Below are 20,089 nucleotides of genomic sequence, written 5' to 3'. Positions count from 1 at the left end.
AATATTAGCAATGTATTGGGTATTAGACAAAGGGGATTTATCCGTCAGTTAGATCGGAATTAGTTGACTCTAGAAACAGTAAGGTAGCCTGGTTGCGTGCAACCAGGCTCTTTTAATGTGTTGCTTAAAGAGAGAGCAATTAATAAACAAGAGCCTCAACGATTTGAGCTTCTTCTTGTTGTTCAGAAAGCAGTATCTTGGCTTCTTCTTCAGCTAAGCTTGCCTCATAACGTAACAACTCACTTGTTTTGAAGAATCGACGTGTTTGATAACATGTTTTTTGACGTTCTTCTTTTTCAATTCTCTCAATAACAGGCTCAGTTTCACTGAATTCTTTTTCTATTAAAGCAACTTGTTCTTGTGCGGTTTGATCAAGGTAGGATGCAAGATCTAGTTTGGTTTGTTCTAGAAGTTCAGTTATGAGTTGTGCTCTACTTTTATCTAATAGATCATTATGATCTTTTAACGCATTCAGACATTCCGTTTCTTCTTCTCGAATAATAGAATTTTTCTCTTCAATTAATTCCCTGATATACTCTCTCATTGAACTTATGGATCTTTCTCTGGACATGTTTTGAAGGGTTAATTTACCTTTTTCCAGATAAGAACAGGTGTTCTCTTTCATACGTTTTTCTGCATCTTTAATGGTATTATCTATATCTGCAATTTCTTTTTCCTTTGCACTGATTTTTTCTTTAATATCTTGTATGCGAATGCGAATCTCACTCAGCTCATCGTTTATTCTCGCTTGTTTATTCATAAGAATAGAAAAACGTTCGTTAGGTATTTTGCCAAAAATCACTCTAAGTCGATTTTGATCTACAGGATTTTCTTTCCAATTCCATTGTTTCATTTCATCGACATATTTCATTTTTTGCCGAATTAAATCAGGTAGTCCTTCACGATCAATATTTATATTATTCCAATTTTGAGTTGAAAGAGCTTTTAATCTAAATAGTTGATTAAATTCGGCATGTTTTCGCTCAGGAAGAGCTTCAATTGCTTTTTCATCGGCTAATTTGAGCAGGGCATCTTTATTCCTTTCAAGAGTGGATTGGGCGGTTTTAAGTTTATTTCGTTCTGAATCTACTCGGGTTAGAAAAGAGGATTGATATCCAGTAAAGCCTTCTTGTAATGCTCCATCTTCAATTTGCAGTTCTATATAAGACTGAATGCCATCAGTACCATTTTGAATACGTATTTTTTGAGGATCAACTTTTAGTAACGCAGCAAATTGAGACTGTTTTTGGGTAAATAAACTTTCCTGAACGTCTTGATTAAGTCCATCGTCTTTACCTAACTCCTCTACAGAGCGTAAAAGTTGTTTTTGCAAAGCACTCAGTTGATTTAAGTAGGGCTGATATGCTTTATAGGTGCTAAAGCGGACGGTTGCTTCATATAATTCATGAATAATATGACTTGGATTCTCTTTGCTCTGATTACTTATCTTGAGTAGAGATTGTTTCATATGCTCCCAAGTGGGATCATCAGTTTTAAAGAAATAAGGAGAGGTATTCGTTAACAGTTTACGAAATGCAGCAATCTGATGCTCTGAGACCACCTTATCATGACAGTTTTGTCGAAAACCAAGATCACAGTGAGGGGCATTATTTAATGAGTCAATAGCATCAAGTGCATTATTAATTACCTTTCGAGGTGATGAGTGACTTATTGAAAACAAATACTTATCTTTTAAATTGACTTTATGTTGTTGAAGCGCGGTATAAAGATCACGAATCTTCTCTTGGTCTTGAGGCGAATCCTTTAAGTTATTCGCTAAGTTATAAACATCCAAGGCTGCTTTTTTGGCTTCACTTCGCTCAAAAAGCGCGTGAAAAGGAACTGGATTTTCCTTTACCCATGCAAATTCATGGAGTAAATATTCAGCCAGTTTTTTCATAATTTCTGCATCATAGCTCATTTGCAGGTCATTTAAATTGGCATCTGCAGGCATATCTAAATTTCGATAAAGAGTGGAAAAAGAAAGGATTAGGCCCTGCATTTTAAATTGTTCAACCAGTGAAAACTTTGTAAAGTCGGAGAAACGATTTAGAATTAAAGGTTTCATCTGAGTCAATAATTTTCTAATTTGCTCCCTGTCACCATCTTTTAGTTTCTTTTGATAAAACTGAATAATGCTTTGAGAAACTTCTTGTTGTACGTCACCATGGAGTACCTTATTTTTTTGTTCAATGAGCTTGTCAATTCCGTTTCTAACTATTTCGGGGATATAGGAAGCGTTTTGTGATGAATTTTTAGGGAAAAACACCTTTATTGCGCTGGGACAAACAGCACAAAATTCTCCAATCAAATTCGGTAAAATTTGTCGGCTTTGTGCTAATTCTAAATTTTTTCTTTCCTCCTCTGAGGGATTAGAATATTCCAGAACTGCTCCAGCTTTATCAGCAATCACGGTTTCAATGTTTTGGTGCATTAATGCTGTTGTTCCTGCAGTAAAGTGTTTACTTTTCTGCTTCAGCTTGGTTTGAATATTTAATTCTTGGAAAAAATCTAATTCTTTTAAATACTTAAATCTTAGACCTTGCTCACTAGTCATAGGAGCTTTTGCTGCCTTAGCGGCCCATTTTTCTTCGCGAGCAGACTCCCAAAATTTGCATGCTGATTTTTTAAACTGAGCAATACTTTCATAGAGAGAGTGTTCAGATACACTGGTGTCTTGAGAACGAGTTAATTCACTTAAAAGCAGCTCACGCCATTGATAGAGCTCATATCGGATTTTAGGATCATCATGATATAGTTCAAGGAGTAAGCTTTCCCACGCTTCAATTTGTGACATCAAAATTTGTTGTGCTTCATCAATAGCTTGAGTGTATGTTCTATCAACAGTTGCTTGTAATTTGATTTTATCTCTTACTTCTTCAATTGTATGTTCATTGATACGTTGCCGAGTCCAAGGGAACACATAATAAAAAAACTTATTGAGTAAATCCTCTGGCGCTTTTACCTGATAAATTGGCAGCCATTCCCCAGGTTTTCCATTACGCGCAGCACGGCCAGCAATTTGGGTTGTCATTCGTTCGGTATCAGGATAAGTTTGAATCACAAATAAACCTTTAGGATGGTCGCCCGTATTGATGTCTATCCCTTTTGCAAGCATTGAAGTACCTACAGTAATGGTATTAGCTTGACCTGCTTGTTTAATGATTTTATCCAATTCAGCAGCGGATTCTTTGCCAGTAAGAATCTGGATTTTGAACCCTTGCTCTTCATAGATTTTTAAACTGTTGCCGATAGCTTGTGCTTCATCAAAATCTTCATTAACGATTAGAATGGGTTGAGTCTGTGTGTGACTCCATTTTTCAATGGCAATTTTTCTTTGTACAATTAAAGTTTCATCATAGGGGAGAATTGTTTCATCAGGATTAATTTCCATTGTTGGCTTGGTAACAGGGAGTTTAATCTTTTTAAGCGTTTCATGTATTGCCTTAATGGTTTCTCCGCGATTAAGGGTGAAGATCGGAGGATGATTTATGCGTCTGTCTCCTGCATAAGGAGCTACACTGATTGCCTGAGTTCCTATTGATGTAGCCAGACTTTCCAGCTCAGGTTTATCTCCCGGAGTTGCTGATATTCCCAGTAGACGTCCTAAGGTTTTTTGGAAAAATTTGACCAATCCTTGTGCAGATTGGCTGCCAAGTACAGAGGGAACTGTATCAATAAAAATATATTGAGCTTGATCTTTGCGTTCTGCTTTGAGTCGAGCTTGTAATGCTTGTTGCACTGACTCAGTAAAAATTGATCCTGTTTTAGGAGTACTACGAATTAAAGGGACACAGGCAATTTTCTTCGTAATTTCGTGGCCAGCTTCATTTTTCTCTTTGAGTGGTTGCATTATAAAATGCTTGTTTTCAACCAGTTTTGCGGCGATACAACTGGCATGAATCCATTGTTTCATTTGCGTGTTACTTGATGCCATCAAATAATTTTGCTTGTCAACATCCCCATTAAATTGTTCATTGATTTGTTTGTTGAGAAAGCGTCGGAATTGGTCCAGATCTTCATCTTCATCCCAGGCTGGATTGAGGTTACGAAATCCTGGCTGATTAATGAATTGATATGCAAGTGGATAAATCCACTGTGCAGGATTGTTCGTATTCGCAGCTTCGGCTTCGGCGACGAGCTTGTAAAGCGTTACTTGATCTAAAAGTGCATCGTCACATTCATCCAACACAATATGGACTGGACCATTAGTTTCAAGAAGTTTTCCATTATTTGCCGTCAAGTGAAAACAGGCCATATCCTCAACTGTTGAACAGTTAATCCCATTCGGGACGAAGGTATCTATAGAGCTATTACTTTTGATCAGTGCTGATTTAATTCCTAAAAAATCAAAAAAAGGTTCGCAGCTGTTTTCATAATCTCGAATCAGTAGCGTTGGGTTTGCGGTCCATTGAACTACCGTACCACCTTGTGCCCATTGTAGAACAGAAAGCATTGGCGTATTGATGCTTTTTCCTTCACCCGTTTTGATACGCATTAATAAATTTGAGGACGGATCTTCTAATGCGAGCAATAGGACAAGCATTTGTGTTGTGTTTGGAAATAAGCCTGTGGTGCGGAAATAGATTTCTCTTAAATACGCTAAAAGTTCTAAATGAGTTACTTCTCTTTGTTTGGGACTTAATTCTTGTGTACGTAATTGTTGGAGTAAGGCGTTAGCTTTTACTTTTAAGTCATGGCGTGAGGTAGCAGTTAATCCTTTTAGACCGGTAAAATCACCAGGGTTTAGCGGATCGGTATAGCCTAATGTTTCTATAAAAGTTAATTGTTTGGCAAGCTTCATGTGCAATGAGTGAGGTAAATCTTCTTCATGAAGCAAATCTTGCAGATTAATTAAGGCATCTTTTATTCGATCAGTTGCAAACTGCTTTACCAAATCCCTTTTTTCACCGGTTTTAGCAAAAGGATTCGTGTCAAAGCTCAGGTAATATGCATTAATTTTTTCTGAGTCATGTGCAAGCAAAGCAGTGTTGAGACTCTGTGCATTAGGGTAGGGAGGTGTCGTAAATAATTTAAGAACTTGATCTACATCAGCAGGTAAACGCCGTTTTAAACCCTTGGTGATTTCCAACAGTGAAGCTAGACTTACGGTTGAGTCTTTTTTGTTTTTAGCCAGGCCAGTCAAAATCGTAGCTACTTTTGCTCTCTTTTCCCCAGGATTGATTTCGGCTAATTGTTCGAGAATATGAGGGTAGGTGCTCAGGTTTTGTCCTGCGTTATCCTGAGAGATTCTGTTGAGTAAAGCAATACAAAGTTCAGGTTGATCGATATTATGAGTTAAAAAAACTTGGGTCTTTTCAACCAACTCTTGAATGAGTCCTGAGTCTGTAGTGGATAGCCCCGCTAAAATCTGAATAATTTGCTTGATAATTAATGATTTGGTCTGTTCTGGGAGATCCGAATTCTTGAATTTATTTAATGCAGCAAGTGGGAACGATGTAGTACTTTTCAAATTATGAGCCATGCTCATTTTGAAGAACATTGTTTGAGTTTCGGGCTCAAGGTCGGGAAGATTAAAGAGATCAACTAGACCATCTACAGCCCGTCCAATTGCAGCATTATCCGCATTAGGATGTTCCTCTAAAGTTTGGGTTGCTAATTTTAAATAAAGATCGAGTTTTTCCGTATTGTTACTAATTAATTTATTAACTAAAGTATGCTTTTGCTGATAATTTAAACGAGCTAGGCTTCCAGTGTTGAGTTGTTTGTAGATTTTAATAAATTGTTGAGGAAGGCGATCATTGATCTCAATAAGTAAGTTGAGATAATTTGCTATCGACTCAATTTTATTTTTATAACCTTGAAGTGCTTGATCAGCCGGAGCATTTTCATCGATTAAAGCCGCTTCATCAAGGATGCTTTTTTCAAATTCAACATCTTGGGTATTTAACTGTTGCAATGTTTTTTTCAGAGCAGGTAATACTTTTTTCTGAATCAGTTCCTCTTTAAAGAAGAACGTTAAAGAGTGAGTATCATTAAAAGCGGCCATCCATGATAAACACGTATTCAAATCTAAATCTTTGACAATTTGTTCATTCAGCGGATTGTCAAAAAAGGATTTCATTTGAGATACAAACAGCGAATGCACAGGGCCTAAAACTGCAGCGAATGCTTTATTAGTTGTTTGATCGGTAGCTTTTCTTTTTCCAGTAAGGAGGAAACTTAAAATATATTCCCCTTTAGTCTCTCCAATGAATAGCTTATACATTCCTTCGAGTAATATAGGCTTTTTTTCTTCGAAAAATTGGAGTTTTTCAATCACCTCGGGAAATTTGGGGTTGGGGGTTTGGAGCAGAATGACAAGCTCATTAACTGCATCAAAAAGTGGTATTAGTTCAGCATTCAGTTGGTCGCGTAATTGTTGAGGAACAATGAAATTGTTTAGGTTTTTTTGTAATGCCTCTTTAAGTACATCTATTTTGAATACGGCACTTCTTTTTTTAATTGCATCAACTAAAGCATCAACAATTAAATCATCGAGCTTAGAAATATCTCCATTTCCCAGGACACAGCCCGGAAAAGGATTGTGTTCAATGATGAGTGCTTTTAACCATGCTTCTTGCTTTTCTAAGGTTTTACACTCAGGAGGGATTGCATCTGCTGAATTCGCCAGTAACTCCAGAAGAGTTTGAATTTGTTCTGCTTTAGGTAATATTTGCGACTTTGAAATATTAATTTGACTTAAAGTACTTAATACAACGTGATGAAAGAGGTCGCCTTTCTTATCTTGTATACTTCTAATTGTTAATAATAATTTATCAATATTTTCCTGAGTTAAATCAGGTTCATTAAGTTTTGCAAATAATTTAATGATCTCAGGAGATAAGTCTTGACGATTTTTTTGCAGCATCGCAGAAAAGGATGCGGTAACTTCCAAAGAAAATTGATCTACTTCGTCTGGTGCAGTTTTTTGAATACGCTCTTGTAGTGTATTTAGTAATTCAAACCCTTCATTTTCCAAGCAGGAAACCAGGGGTACAATGAAATCATCTTTGAGTTTTTTATTAGGAGACGCAGTTTTAAATTCAATACATTGTTTCATTAATGTTTTGATTTGCATCAATGAAGGGGTAGGTTTAAATGCAAAACATCGAGAGAATGCTTGCAGTAAATCAGTACGATCGTTTGAATCCAGCCCTTGTAATGAATGAATACAGTGACTTAAAGTTTCTTTCCATTGCACCGCTTCTAAGGTAGCATTATTTGCAAAAGTACAGGTTAAAATAAAAGCTAATTGATTTTTCTGAACTGAGGTCCACGAAGCAAGTTTTTCAATTTCACGAAGTTGAGCCTGGATGTCAGTTAATCTTATTTCTGACTTCCAATGTTGTCCCATATATCGAAATAGCCAAGGTTTAAGATCGTAGGGTTCTGTGTCGATTTTCTGATAAATGGGTTCAGGATCTGTAATGGTATCTTCAGGGTTATCAATGTACATACATCCAGCAACTTGCTTAAATTGCTCTGAAGCTGGCTTTTGTAACATGGCATAATGTACGCCTGTTGAGCCCCAATTAAGTTCCGATAAAGAGAGACACTGTTCTTGTGGATTTTTAGCATGTTCTATTACATCCAATACACGATTTAATGTAATGAGAAAATGCCCCTTATGATGAATCGGGCACGGATTAGGGAGTGTAAGACTTTTTTCTGCAATGCGAGGGAGAACAGTTTGAGTATAGGCATCAAAAAAAGTGTTAAAATCAAAACTGCTTTTGTCATACTCTAGATGCGCCTTAACCAGTGTATTCCACCATTCTTTTTGTTCGGCAGGGAGTTGAATTAATTTTTGTAGATTTTTAATCCCACGTGTACTCAAAAGTGAATTTTGTGTTTCAGGGTTTTTAAGGAACTCAATGTCAATTTTTTTATTCAAACAGGCAATAAGCAGTCTGACCAATAAAATAGTATGTGCCTCACCTCCAAGTACATATTGCTTACAAAGTAATGGAATAATGAATTCATCCTGCTGCGTGGCGGAGATCGACCCATTTGATTTATACAGTTGAAGTAAAAACGTTTTGATTTCGCTTTCATTTGCAGGGACAAGACTCAGAAGCGTGTTTTTTTGTTCAGGTGAATACTTAGATTCCACAAGCATAGAAAGAGTATTTTGAGGAAGATGAGGTAATAGTGCGGTTATTTCCTCAATTGAAGGTAATGTTAATGATTCTTGTTTTTTTAGTACCGGAGCTAAAGCAGAGGGAAGTTTTCTTGGTGCATCAGTATAACAAAGTGCTTTTTTGTCTTTGTTTATATGAAATCCTTTAGGAAGATTGCCAGGGATAATACCGTCACCAAAGGCATAAGAATGTTCTTTTATTAAAGGAAGTGCGGATTCTTGTAGGTTGTCAATCCCTAATGCCTTAAGTTGTTTGATTAATTCAGGAAGCTCAGTTGATTCAATCGGTACAAGGTTGAGCTCCGGGCCTCCTACATGTTCACTCTGTTCGAGATGAATCACTTCTTGGGCACTGGGGGGCGCAGGTAAAACAATGCTTTTTTGAATCTGGATGCGGGCACGAACGGCAGGGGAGTTAGAACTTAACGCATACTTTAATGGGTTAATTTTGGGTTCGCTTGATGTGTTTTTAAGCAAGGTTTCTGCTGTTTTATTTAAGACTATTCGACGTGCAAGAAGTCCGAGTCGATTTGATGTTTGTTGGTTTTCTGGAATTTTAAAAATAAATAGTCGTTTACGATCATCGTTAAGAAAATTGATCAGGCTATCAATATCATTTTCAACGATTTGTTTTGAATCAAGCTCAATTTGTAAAGGAGTGTAGTTTATTTCAGTTTCGTATGAAGTAATTAGATTTTCTAGTAAGGATTGAATGTATTTGTTTTGTGAGTATTGTTGCACAGCAAAACTCCTAGAATTAAAAGAAATAAAAGAATACATGGTTATTATTAACAGGAGATTAAGCGTTAAAGATGCAATGAATATTTTTTTATTTAGCTAATAGTGAGGCATATTATAGTGAGAAAAAACGAATATATACAATGCGATATGTAAATAAATTATTCATTAGGGGCTTTATTTTAATAAATGCATTTTAGAAGATTATATTGCACAGAAGTTCGCATTTTTATTCGGTCTATAATAACCAGGCGTTTTGATTTTTCTTTTAATTAGCAACTTAAAAAATTTATTCCTCAATTTTTTCAATTACAAAATAAACTTCTTTAGGAAAAGTGCAAAATTTACTTGACAGATCTTAGGTAGCTCATTAAACTGCGAACCTAATTTTGGGGTTATAGCTCAGCTGGGAGAGCGCTTGCATGGCATGCAAGAGGTCGGCGGTTCGATCCCGCCTAGCTCCACCATCAACATCTCTGATGTTGATGGGAGAAATGTTCAAGGTCCCCATCGTCTAGCGGCCTAGGACACTGCCCTTTCACGGCGGTAACAGGGGTTCGAACCCCCTTGGGGACGCCATTATTGGTGTTGTAGTTTAGCAGTAAGAAGTATAAAATATAAAGATCCAGGTCCCCATCGTCTAGCGGCCTAGGACACTGCCCTTTCACGGCGGTAACAGGGGTTCGAACCCCCTTGGGGACGCCACATATTTGTTCATTCTATAGTTTCTTTTTTTATTCAATTATTCTGAAGCGTTCAAAGAGTCATTTCGTCCACCTTTAATATGAACAAAACAACTCTGATACTGCTTTAAAGTCTTTCGAAAATTGTTCGTGTATTAAATCCAAATAAGCGCTCATGCATCCTATAGGCATACTCATCTGTCATATTAGCCAGATAATCGCAAACGATTCGATAAGCAGTCGTTTCATCTTCAGCTTGTTTAAAAAAAACTCTGTTTTTATTATCTAATAAACTACCGGGATTTGAACTGATGGCATCGAAGAGCCTTAATACCACGGTTTGGCCTCCAAACTCAAAAGTACGGGCTTCTTGAGAGTCGATGACATTATTATAGATGCATTGTTTTAAATAATTCAAAAGTGCATTTGCTTCAGGAGTAAGGGCTAGATTGTATTTAAGTAAATTATTTTCGAAGTGTTCATTGGTTGTTATGATTTGGGTTGAAGTAATAAAATAATTAACCATTTCTCCGATCGTTTGTTTCCTTGAATACAGATCTGAGGAAAATAATGACTCAATTAATTGATTTTGACGTCCGGCTAACAATGTATTGTTTAATAACTGCCGAAACTCAGGTGTATCTAGATGAGCGGGATTGATTAGACGTAAATGAATCGCATCTTCAAGATCATGAACTCCATAAGCAATATCATCTGCGATGTCCATAATAGAGCAATCAAAACTATGATAAGCCGATTTTCCTGTTTTTGTGCCTTGAGGCTTTTGTGACAGCGATTGAAATAATTCTTTATCACTATTGGAAAAAGGGGATAACAACCAATCGATCTCAGGCTGTTCACAATCAAAATAAGCTTTGGGCGGTAACCAATCGTTAATCTTAATGGTTTTATGGATGGATTCATGAACGGGCGCTTGTTTGGGGGCAACAACCGTAGAACGTTTCACAGGATATTTTAAAATACCAAGCAGTGCACGTCGGGTTAAATCAAGACCATAGGTTCCATAGCTGCTTTCTACTTTAGTGAGTAATCGTAGAGTTTGGCCGTTTGCTTCAAATCCTCCATAATCGCGCATCATGTAATTCAGCGCTACTTCGCCACCATGGCCAAAAGGTGGATGACCAATATCATGAAGTAAACAAATAACAGAGATTAAATCATCATTGGGCAATAAGCCGGCCAGGCCAATGTGTTTTTCTTGGTTCATCAATAGATTGTGGACTATGCTCCGTCCTATAGAATCGACTTCCAGAGAATGGGTTAGACGAGTTCGATGAAAATCACCTTCGTCAGTGCCTAAAATTTGAGTTTTTCTTTGCAGTCGCCTGAATGCTGGGCAGTGAATTACTCGTGTTCGATCTCGTTCATAAGGATCTCGATGATCCAAGTTCCCTCTTTGATTTGTTTGTCCAGAACGTCGATGTGTCCACATAAGTTTTTGCCATAGGAATAAAAAAATAATTACTGTAAGACAAAATTTGTTCTTTAACAACACAAATTTCTAAAGTTTTTTCTAATTATGTAGATATAGTAGTCAAGAAGTGAATAATAAGAACTATAAACTAGGGGAATGACAATGGATAAGAAAATAAACTTAGCACTCATGGTAGTGTGTGCTTTTATTATGTCTTCTTGTGCCAAGGACAGTGAATACCTCACATATCCCGCTTACTCATACACTGACATTACTGAACCATATGCTATAAATAGTTACCGTATGGTTAATTATGACTATAAGTATCAACAACGACGTGAAGTTAATGTTCCTCAATCGTATCATGTTGGCGAATTACATTCTCCTGTTTCTTTTAAGGATAGAGATCAGACTTGGGTAAATAGCCAAAATCCACAAGGTTATACTATTGAGTTGACAGAGGGTGAAAAGCCATCTCAAGTAGCACAAGTTCTTTATAAGGCTCCTAAAAAAGATCGGATGGCTCAGATCAAATATGAACGTGATGGCAAAACACGTTACAAGGGTGTATATGGAACTTACAGTTCTGCAGAAGAAGCACAAAAAGCGTTAAACTCATTACCACCTGAAATCAAAGGGAGTGCTTCAGTAATTAACTGGAGTAATGTACAACAATAAGCGGAACAATTGCCCCCAAATTAATTGATATCTTAATTTGGGGGCAATTGAGGCTATGTTGCTTTAGAAGCAGAACTAATCAGAATCATTAAACGAGTGACGCCTGGTGTTTTTGACCGGTCTGCTTCAAACTGTTTCACTGTAATTGCGTAGCGTTGATTTAATTTTTCCAACCAAGCAATAAATAAGTTAAAAGCAACGGCGTCGAACGTAAGTTGAATATCTCCTAAACCAGTTTGTTGTAACTGATAAGGGAATTTAAGCGTCGGATCATTTTTTAGTTTGGTTGCGAGCGTAGTTAGGAGTTGACTGTTATCTACTGATTGTTTCTTTGTTTGCTTAACCTGACTTTGTTGTCTTATTTTTTGCATCCAAGCCAATGTAGCCGTTTTTTCTACGAGCTGAGTTGATTTTTGGGATACCTTTTGGCTCAACGGGCTATATAAAAACAAATAATAAACATAGAGCAAAAGACATAGGGCTGCTCCAATCAACATCCATTTTTCTCTTTCATTAAGAGTACTTAAATACGCCTTCACATTAACTCCAAAGTGGCAGCAACTTGTTGTTCACGAGTTGATGCTTGAGTTTGTTTTACTTTGAGTTGGAGTTTTTTTAATTCATTTTCCAACTCTTCTAAACTGGCGAAATCCATGCTTATTATAGTTACAGATAAAGTTTTGTTTTGATATCGCAATTGTTCTACGGTATTACGATCATTCTTTATTACTTTAGCCAATTGATTGAGTAAAAACCAAAAACGATTCTGTTCCTCTGCATTATTACTTTTTAATAGTTGTGTAATGCGAAATTTGGGACTAATAATTTGTTTCGCATTAGGGAAAAACTCATGATAGATCACTGCGATTTGTTCATCAATTTTCTGAGTTTGCTTATTTAATAAATGCAACTTGATTCCATTAACAACGAGTAGAGAAATTAACCAGATACAGAAAAGGAGACCGACGAGCTGATATCCTTTTTTAATTAAATCACTTTTATTCCCATGTTGCATTTCGCCTTGGCATAAATTCATCAACTTTGCTCTTAATAGTCTTTGAGCAATCCAGGTATACGATGTTTCCTGGTTTTTAGTAGATGATGTATCAATTTGAATTGCGCTATCTGTAAACAGTAATGGGTGGTACTGTGGGTGGTTTTTTAGATAGATATCAGCTAACTCCCCAGAAAGAGCACCTTTGAAATCCTCTGTATTAATGAGTAAAGTGGTTTCACTGATGCATAGTTCCTCTGGTTCCAAGGCAAACCAATCTACAGTAATTGTGATAAATTCAATGTCTCGTTCATTGAGTAATTGCATCAGATATCGAATTCGCTGTTTGCCTATCACAGTAATAAGGTATTGATTGTTTTGATACCTTGCCTTATCAAAAGCGAAATGCAGTTCATCTACAGGTTGTGCTACCTTTTCTTCTAAAGCATAAGGAATTGCAGCTCTTGCTTTTCTTTCAGGAAGCCAGGAGAGCTCCAGATTGAGAAGACTAACTTGCTCACATGTTTCAATCACCAACGTGTTACATTCGGTTTGCAATGATTTAATTTCAGCAAAACTTCGTTGTGCAGGTGGGAGAATTAAGGTCCCACCTTCATTTAGTTTAAGGCAAAAACACCCTGTTTCATCAAGATGTTTTGTAAAGAGAAAAAGAGTGTCCATTCCTAAGCAAATGCTCTAAGTTTTTTTATATTCATGGCAGTCCACTGCTGCTTCAATTGTTGTGCTAACAAATAGACTACAAGCGCATATTGAGGACTGGAATTGTACCGAGTTATAACAAAAAAGTTAGGATAAGCAATCCAATATTCATTTCCTTTTGCAGTGACCAGTTCAATTAATGCAGCGCGAGAAGGATGATTGTGCGCGGCGGTTATTGGTTTGACTCCATGCGCAATGAGTTGCGAATAATAATAATTTGTCCTTTTAGGATTCATTTGAATGCGTTTATGCATTGAACCTACTAATTTAGCATTTTGGGCAACCCCATCATTTGGTTTCCAACCATGTTTATGAAAGTAATTTGCGATGCTTCCTATGGAGTCAGCATTATTAGAAACCAGGTCGCGTTTGCCGGTGTTATTAAAATCGACAGCAAAATTACGGTAACTACTGGGCATAAATTGTGGTTGCCCTATGGCTCCAGCATAAGATCCTTTGTATTGAGTTGCAGGGACGCCATGTTCACGACATAAAAGCAAATACTCTTTTAACTCTTTTGTGAAGTAGGGGGAGCGTTTGGGATAGTTGAAAGCCAATGTAGCCAATGCATCTAAAACTCGATGATCCCCTTGTCGTTCTCCATACAGGGTTTCTACCCCGAGAATTGCAATAATAATTTCTGGTGGAACACCATATTTTTTTTGTGCTCTGTCTAAGGCTTCTCTATTAGCAATCCAATAGTCCAATCCACCTTTTAAACGTGCGGGAGTGAGAAACAAATCTCTGTAGACATCCCAATTTTTCTTTTCGTATGGTTTTTCCATTGATTCAATAATATCAGGTTGAATAACAACTTGATTCATTATTGCTGTAAGCTCTTTGGCATTAAAGTGGTGCTCTTTGACCATACTTTTGATAAAAAGCTGCACATCTTTTCTTTGCGTAAATGCGCTATTTGAATAAGTTGAGAATGAAAAAAGTAGCAGTATTATTGCAATAAACCCCAAACCTGGTATTCGTCGCATAGCGCACCCTAATAAATGAAATGATAAATCTTATTAAAAATGCACTATATTAGCAAATACTTTAAGGTCGCGCATATTTAAGCTAGAATGCGCTATTTGCAAAAAGGTTATTTCAGTTGAGTGATTTAAAGCGAATTCGTAATTTTTCAATTATTGCCCATATTGATCATGGTAAATCGACCTTGGCTGATCGATTTATCCAAATTTGTGGTGGTTTATCCGAACGTGAAATGAGTGCTCAAGTACTTGACTCGATGGATATAGAACGAGAGCGGGGTATCACGATTAAAGCACAGTGTGTTTCTTTAAATTACACTGCGCAAGATGGTAAAAGCTATCTCTTGAATTTTATTGATACCCCAGGGCACGTAGATTTTAGTTATGAGGTATCTCGCTCCCTGGCTGCCTGTGAGGGGGCAATTCTTGTTGTTGACGCAGCCCAAGGTGTAGAAGCACAAACTGTAGCTGTGTGTTATACCGCGATTGACCAATCATTATCTGTTTTGCCAGTTCTTAACAAAATTGATTTGCCACAAGCTGAACCCGAACGCGTTATCTCGGAAATTGAAGATATTATTGGTGTTGATGCCCATGATGCAATACGAGTCAGCGCCAAAAGTGGACTGGGTGTAGACGATGTCCTTGAAGCTTTAGTAACTCGTATCCCTCCACCCGAGGGGGACATTCATGCACCATTACAGGCTTTAATTATTGATTCATGGTTCGATAGCTATCTGGGAGTTGTTTCCTTGGTACGCATCGTTAATGGCTCAATACGTAAAGGGGATAAAATGAGAGTTATGTCTACTGGACGCTCATATGAAGTCGACCAAGTTGGCATATTTACGCCTAAACGTACGAAACTTGATGTTTTAAACGCTGGTGAGGTAGGTTACTTAGTAGCAGGAATTAAGGAAATTCAAGGAGCTCCTGTTGGGGATACACTTACTTTGGAAAAAACTCAAGCAGATAAACCGCTTCCGGGATTTCAACGTGTGAAACCCCAAGTTTATGCTGGCTTATTTCCTATTAGTTCTGATGATTTTGAGGCATTCCGTGAAGCGCTAGCTAAACTAAGCTTAAATGATGCTTCCTTATTTTATGAACCTGAATCTTCAGAAGCATTGGGTTTTGGTTTTCGCTGCGGTTTCTTGGGTATGTTGCATATGGAAATCGTACAAGAGCGTTTAGAAAGAGAATACAATCTTGACTTAATATCTACTGCGCCTACTGTGGTTTATCAAATTTTGACCCAAAAAGGCGAGACTATGTTGATTGATAATCCGTCTCTATTACCTCCACTGCCACAAATTAAAGAAATGTATGAACCTATTGTGAGAGCAAACATACTGGTGCCTCAGGACTTTCTTGGCTCAATAATTAGTTTGTGTGTTGAGCGACGCGGTGTACAGGTCAATATGACGTATAGTGGTCGTCAAGTTTCTGTAACTTATGATATTCCTATGAGTGAAGTGGTTTCGGATTTCTTTGATCGTTTAAAATCAGTAAGCCGTGGTTATGCGTCGCTTGATTATAATTTTTTACGGTTTCAAGAAGCCGACTTAGTTAAAATGGACATTTTAATTAATAGTGAACGGGTGGATGCACTTTCTGTTATTGTTCATCGTTCTTCAGCGCATACTCGTGGAAAATTAATCGCCGAAAAAATGCGTGACTTAATTCCACGACAAATGTTTGATGTAGCCATTCAAGCCGCTTTAGGTAGCCATATTATTGCCAGACAAACAGTAAAGGCATTACGTAAGAACGTTACTGCAAAATGTTATGGTGGTGATGTGACTCGAAAACGAAAATTATTGGAAAAACAAAAAGCCGGTAAAAAACGTATGAAACAAGTGGGACATGTGGAAATACCTCAAGAGGCGTTTATGGCTGTTTTCCAAACAGATAAAAAGAAATAGTACAAGGGCATTATGATTGCTGGTAGATGTATTATTACGAAACTAAGTTTAGGATATAATTTATGAATTTTGCTTTAATATTGGTTGTCCTATCGTTCATCAGCGGTTTTATTTATCTTTTAGATGTGCTTTTTTGGGCAAGAAAACGTGCTGAGGATCAAAAACCAAATCGTATTATTGAATATTCACGATCGTTTTTTCCTGTATTTTTCATTGTATTAATTTTACGTTCATTTTTAATTGAACCGTTCCGTATTCCTTCTGGTTCATTGGAGCCGACATTGCTTGTTGGTGATTTTGTCGCAGTAAATAAATTTATTTATGGATTAAGACTTCCTGTTTGGGAAAAGAAAGTGGTTTCGATTTCTGACCCTAAAACAGGACAGGTGGCAGTATTTCGCTGGCCGCCAGATCCTTCATATGATTACATTAAAAGGGTAATTGGAGTACCTGGCGATAAAATTAGTTATCATAATAAAGTGTTAACCATTAACGGAAGAAAAGCAAAACAGACTTTTCTTGAATACACTATTGATGAAAGCTCCGGAAAAGCTGTAGCTAAATATCAAGAAGACTTGAATGGTACAATACATAATATTTTCGTTAGAACAGATGTTCCAGCTGTAGATTTTGACATCGTGGTGCCCGAGGGGAATTATTTCATGATGGGTGATAATCGTGATGATAGCGCGGACAGCCGATTCTGGGGATTTGTACCGGAATCCTATTTGCGAGGTAGAGCGTTTTTAGTTTGGATGAGTTGGAATGGTAAAACGGATAACGTTCGTTGGTCTAGAATAGGGAAATTGATCCCGTAAATTAATATCGTATTTTTAATTATGTTCTGATCAAAAACACTGACGATAAAGCTGAAAGGAATGGCAAATGCAGAAACAAAAGGGAATGACTTTCATAGGAATGACACTTACAGTAGCTTTGATTGTTATGGCTGCAATCGTTGTAATGCGTGTTATTCCAGTTTATTTGCAGTATTACTCAGTTATCAAATCGGTAAAAGGGTTGAATGCATTGCCTCTGTCCTCATTAAGTGGTGATCCCATGGCAGATGTTAATGTGCTAAAGAGTACCATGGATAAACGCCTAAATATCAATGGTGTGGAAAGTTTAAAGGATGATCAGTTAATGGTTGAGCCCATAGGGACCAATAAATTTAGAGTAAAAGTGAAATATCAAGTGATTAAGCCCTTAGTATATAATATAAGCTTATTATTTGATTTTGATCATACTGAAGAGGTTGTAGCTGGCAGTGAAAGTTGATTTAGAAAGGTTATGCAGGCGATTAAAGTATCAATTCAATAATATTGCCTATCTCAAACAAGCTTTAACGCATTGTAGTGTTGGGAGTGTAAACTATGAGCGTTTTGAGTTTCTTGGAGATTCAATTTTAAGTTTTGTGATCGCCAATGAATTGTTTCATCGTTTTCCGTTACAAAGCGAAGGCCAATTAAGTCGTTTGCGTTCATTTTTAGTTCGGGGCGAGATGCTGGTTGAATTGGCTAAAGAAATTGATTTGGGTGATTTCCTTTTTCTCGGACAAGGTGAGTTGAAAAGTGGTGGTTTTCGCCGAGCCTCGATCCTTTCTGATGCTATGGAAGCTGTTTTTGCAGCAATTTTTCTGGATGGGGGAATAGAGGCCTCTAAAGAGGTTATTTTAAAATTATATCGCTCCAGACTTGAAGATTCTAATTTAAACGATTGTTTAAAAGATGCCAAAACTCAATTACAAGAATATTTGCAAGCTGAAAAAATGGCTCTTCCTGAATACACTTTGACTAAGGTGGAAGGAGATGAGCACAATCAAATATTCTATATAACTTGTACGGTGATGGGGACAAAACAACAAACTTATGGCCAAGGTTCTAACCGTAGAAAAGCAGAACAATTATCTGCAAAATTAATGTTGGAACTATTACGCTCTACGTAATCACTTTACTTCATTGCATAGTTTGACTCAAAGTCATTTGAGAACCAACATTGGGATTGGCATACCTTGAGTGAGGAACTCACTTAATTGTTCTGATCTCTCCGCATTAGAGAAGCTCATTTTTCATTTTTACTTTACTCCTATGCATTTAATTAGTTTTGATAAATCCTAAAACCTCTTATTTTTAACACGATGTTGAAAAAGAAAATCCTAAGAAACTTGATATAATGATTCATATCTGACAATTTATTCTCAAAGGACTATTAGTTAGATAGGGAGTAAATTGTGCACATTAAACTTAAAACAATAAAAATATTGTTCAACAAGCTCACCATTCTTTTAATTTTGTTACCAGTTACTTCATCCAACGCGACTAAATTATTACCGCAGGACATGCTCAATGTTATGCACCAACCCCGTTACCAAAATGCGCAATGGTGGATTGAAGTTAAAGATTTGAATACCCAAGAAAACATTTACCAATTAAACTCCAACCATTTATTAATGCCCGCCTCTGTTACAAAATTATTCTCTTCTGCCGCTGCTTTGAATGTTTTAGGTAATGACTATCGCTTTAAAACACCGGTTTATTTTATAGGGCAGAAAGATAATAACATCTTAAACGGCAACCTTATTCTCGTTGGTAAAGGCGATTTAGAATTAGGGGGCCGTGTTCATGAGGATAAACTCACTTATGGGTATATTGATCATATTTATGCAAATGATTTACCGGGTGCAGGAATTACTCCCGAAAACCCACTGAATGGATTGATTAGTCTTGCTGAACAAATCAAAGCCAAAGGTATTACAAAAATTAATGGTGATGTATTAGTAGATAACCGCTTATTCAAAACTGAATATTTACGCAATTACATTATTTCTCCGATTATGATTAATGAGAACTTATTTGATTTTCAAATTAAACCTACAACTGTGGGACAGAAAGCCCTAATAAAATGGCGCCCACAAGCTCCTGGTTATTCTATTGATAACCAGGTTATAACTGTAAGTGATGGTGAAAAAAACAATATTGAAACCTCAAGTAATAATGATGACACCGTATTGACTATAAAAGGACAAATTGCTGCGAATTCCGAAGAACTATTAAGAGTATCGCCTATTCTTAAACCCGCTTCTTTTGCCAGACAGGCATTTATCGCAGCATTAAAACAACAAGGTATTGTTGTACACCTCGATAATAAAAATAATCAGTTACCAAACGCAGAAGTCTATAATCGACTTACACCCATTGCCCAATATACTTCTCCACCATTTTCTGAGTATGTTAAAGTCATTCTAAAATTAAGTCATAACATAGGCGCCGATTTATTACCGCTTTTATTAGCTCAACACTATAACGAAACTTCATTTGCTCAAGGTTTGCCCCATATTGCAAAATTTTTGCGTGATACCGTAGGATTGACTGCAAATGAGTTTGTATTCGGTGACGGTGCTGGTGGGGATACAAACAGGATTCTTCCCTCGGCTGCTATTAAGTTATTAACCTATATGCACAAGCTGCCGGATAACCAATTTAAAGTGTTCTATAATGCCTTACCCATACTTGGTGTAGATGGTAGTCTTGCAAAAGCAGCTCAGAATATTCCTGCCGTAGGTAAAATTCACGGAAAAACAGGCACCTCACTATCATATGACTTTGCAAACCAACGTTTTTATTCTTTTTCAGAGGTATTATCAGGATATATTGAAACGAAGAACGGGCATTTGCTTGCGTTTATCATTGCAGTCTCTAATACGCCTTTGGAAACGCTAGAGGATGCTTTTCTAATTCAAAAAGATGTTAGCCGAGTCGCCGTTGAAATTTATAATCACTCATGATGATTT

Annotated in this window: 11 protein-coding genes and 3 tRNA genes; 9 read left to right on the top strand and 5 right to left on the bottom strand. The window is 36.9% G+C overall.

Annotated elements, in window-relative coordinates:
* Nucleotides 1-139 precede the first annotated feature (139 nt).
* The gene (locus ACWTEW_RS26310) at nucleotides 140-8,884 is read right to left on the bottom strand and encodes a preprotein translocase subunit SecA (protein ID WP_454781042.1); all 8,745 of its coding nucleotides are present in this window, start codon (nucleotides 8,882-8,884) and stop codon (nucleotides 140-142) included.
* Between the two features lie 388 nt (nucleotides 8,885-9,272).
* Between ACWTEW_RS26310 and ACWTEW_RS26305 the strand changes: the two genes are divergently transcribed.
* From ACWTEW_RS26305 to ACWTEW_RS26295, 3 genes are all read left to right on the top strand, one after another.
* Nucleotides 9,273-9,348: transfer RNA gene (locus ACWTEW_RS26305), tRNA-Ala, on the top strand.
* 36 nt (nucleotides 9,349-9,384) lie between these two features.
* A tRNA-Glu gene (locus ACWTEW_RS26300) sits at nucleotides 9,385-9,460 on the top strand.
* Nucleotides 9,461-9,510: 50 nt separating this feature from the next.
* A tRNA-Glu gene (locus tag ACWTEW_RS26295) sits at nucleotides 9,511-9,586 on the top strand.
* A gap of 105 nt (nucleotides 9,587-9,691) precedes the next feature.
* Here the strand turns inward: ACWTEW_RS26295 and ACWTEW_RS26290 are convergent.
* A complete protein-coding gene (locus ACWTEW_RS26290) occupies nucleotides 9,692-11,017 on the bottom strand; it encodes an anti-phage deoxyguanosine triphosphatase (RefSeq protein ID WP_454781041.1) in 1,326 nt (441 codons plus the stop codon).
* A gap of 144 nt (nucleotides 11,018-11,161) precedes the next feature.
* On the opposite strand from ACWTEW_RS26290, the gene ACWTEW_RS26285 reads away from it, so the two are divergent.
* Complete coding sequence (locus ACWTEW_RS26285; RefSeq protein ID WP_454781040.1) at nucleotides 11,162-11,677, top strand: SPOR domain-containing protein; 516 nt, start codon at nucleotides 11,162-11,164, stop codon at nucleotides 11,675-11,677.
* 53 nt (nucleotides 11,678-11,730) lie between these two features.
* On the opposite strand, the gene lspM is transcribed toward ACWTEW_RS26285, so the two are convergent.
* Genes lspM through mltB form a run of 3 tightly spaced genes read right to left on the bottom strand, consistent with a single transcriptional unit; the run spans nucleotide 11,731 to nucleotide 14,377 of the window.
* Nucleotides 11,731-12,216 (bottom strand): GspM family type II secretion system protein LspM, encoded by a 486-nt coding sequence (lspM, locus tag ACWTEW_RS26280; RefSeq protein ID WP_454781039.1) that lies wholly within the window; start codon nucleotides 12,214-12,216, stop codon nucleotides 11,731-11,733.
* Entirely contained in the window at nucleotides 12,213-13,352 is a 1,140-nt protein-coding gene (gene gspL, locus ACWTEW_RS26275) for a type II secretion system protein GspL (protein ID WP_454781038.1), read from the bottom strand. The genes lspM and gspL overlap by 4 nt, the downstream gene beginning before the upstream one ends.
* 2 nt (nucleotides 13,353-13,354) lie before the next feature.
* Nucleotides 13,355-14,377, bottom strand: coding sequence for a lytic murein transglycosylase B (gene mltB / locus ACWTEW_RS26270; protein WP_454781037.1), 1,023 nt, complete (start codon nucleotides 14,375-14,377; stop codon nucleotides 13,355-13,357).
* A gap of 116 nt (nucleotides 14,378-14,493) precedes the next feature.
* Here mltB and lepA point away from each other — a divergent pair, with 116 nt between their 5' ends.
* The 5 genes from lepA to dacB all read left to right on the top strand — a co-directional run bounded on the left by lepA (nucleotide 14,494) and on the right by dacB (nucleotide 20,083).
* Nucleotides 14,494-16,299 (top strand): translation elongation factor 4, encoded by a 1,806-nt coding sequence (gene lepA / locus ACWTEW_RS26265; protein WP_454781036.1) that lies wholly within the window; start codon nucleotides 14,494-14,496, stop codon nucleotides 16,297-16,299.
* A 62-nt stretch (nucleotides 16,300-16,361) separates the two neighbouring features.
* Nucleotides 16,362-17,117: a signal peptidase I gene (lepB, locus tag ACWTEW_RS26260; protein ID WP_454781035.1), complete on the top strand. Its 756-nt coding sequence runs from the start codon at nucleotides 16,362-16,364 to the stop codon at nucleotides 17,115-17,117.
* A 67-nt stretch (nucleotides 17,118-17,184) separates the two neighbouring features.
* The gene (locus tag ACWTEW_RS26255) at nucleotides 17,185-17,577 is read left to right on the top strand and encodes a DUF4845 domain-containing protein (protein ID WP_454781034.1); all 393 of its coding nucleotides are present in this window, start codon (nucleotides 17,185-17,187) and stop codon (nucleotides 17,575-17,577) included.
* Nucleotides 17,567-18,244 carry a ribonuclease III gene (gene rnc / locus ACWTEW_RS26250; protein ID WP_454781033.1) on the top strand — a complete coding sequence of 226 codons (678 nt, stop codon included), beginning with the start codon at nucleotides 17,567-17,569 and terminating at the stop codon, nucleotides 18,242-18,244. The genes ACWTEW_RS26255 and rnc overlap by 11 nt, the downstream gene beginning before the upstream one ends.
* 285 nt (nucleotides 18,245-18,529) lie before the next feature.
* The gene (gene dacB, locus ACWTEW_RS26245) at nucleotides 18,530-20,083 is read left to right on the top strand and encodes a D-alanyl-D-alanine carboxypeptidase/D-alanyl-D-alanine endopeptidase (protein ID WP_454781032.1); all 1,554 of its coding nucleotides are present in this window, start codon (nucleotides 18,530-18,532) and stop codon (nucleotides 20,081-20,083) included.
* Nucleotides 20,084-20,089: the final 6 nt, after the last annotated feature.

This window comes from Legionella stuttgartensis, assembly GCF_977063405.2.
This window is presented reverse-complemented; position numbering and strand designations above follow the sequence as displayed.

Excerpts from the sequence above, each read along its gene's own strand:
- ACWTEW_RS26285 (WP_454781040.1), top strand. The coding sequence starts at position 11,162 with ATGGATAAGAAAATAAACTTAGCACTCATGGTAGTGTGTGCTTTTATT.
- gspL (WP_454781038.1), bottom strand. The coding sequence starts at position 13,352 with ATGGACACTCTTTTTCTCTTTACAAAACATCTTGATGAAACAGGGTGT.
- ACWTEW_RS26255 (WP_454781034.1), top strand. The coding sequence starts at position 17,185 with ATGCAGAAACAAAAGGGAATGACTTTCATAGGAATGACACTTACAGTA.
- mltB (WP_454781037.1), bottom strand. The coding sequence starts at position 14,377 with ATGCGACGAATACCAGGTTTGGGGTTTATTGCAATAATACTGCTACTT.
- lepB (WP_454781035.1), top strand. The coding sequence starts at position 16,362 with ATGAATTTTGCTTTAATATTGGTTGTCCTATCGTTCATCAGCGGTTTT.
- ACWTEW_RS26290 (WP_454781041.1), bottom strand. The coding sequence starts at position 11,017 with ATGTGGACACATCGACGTTCTGGACAAACAAATCAAAGAGGGAACTTG.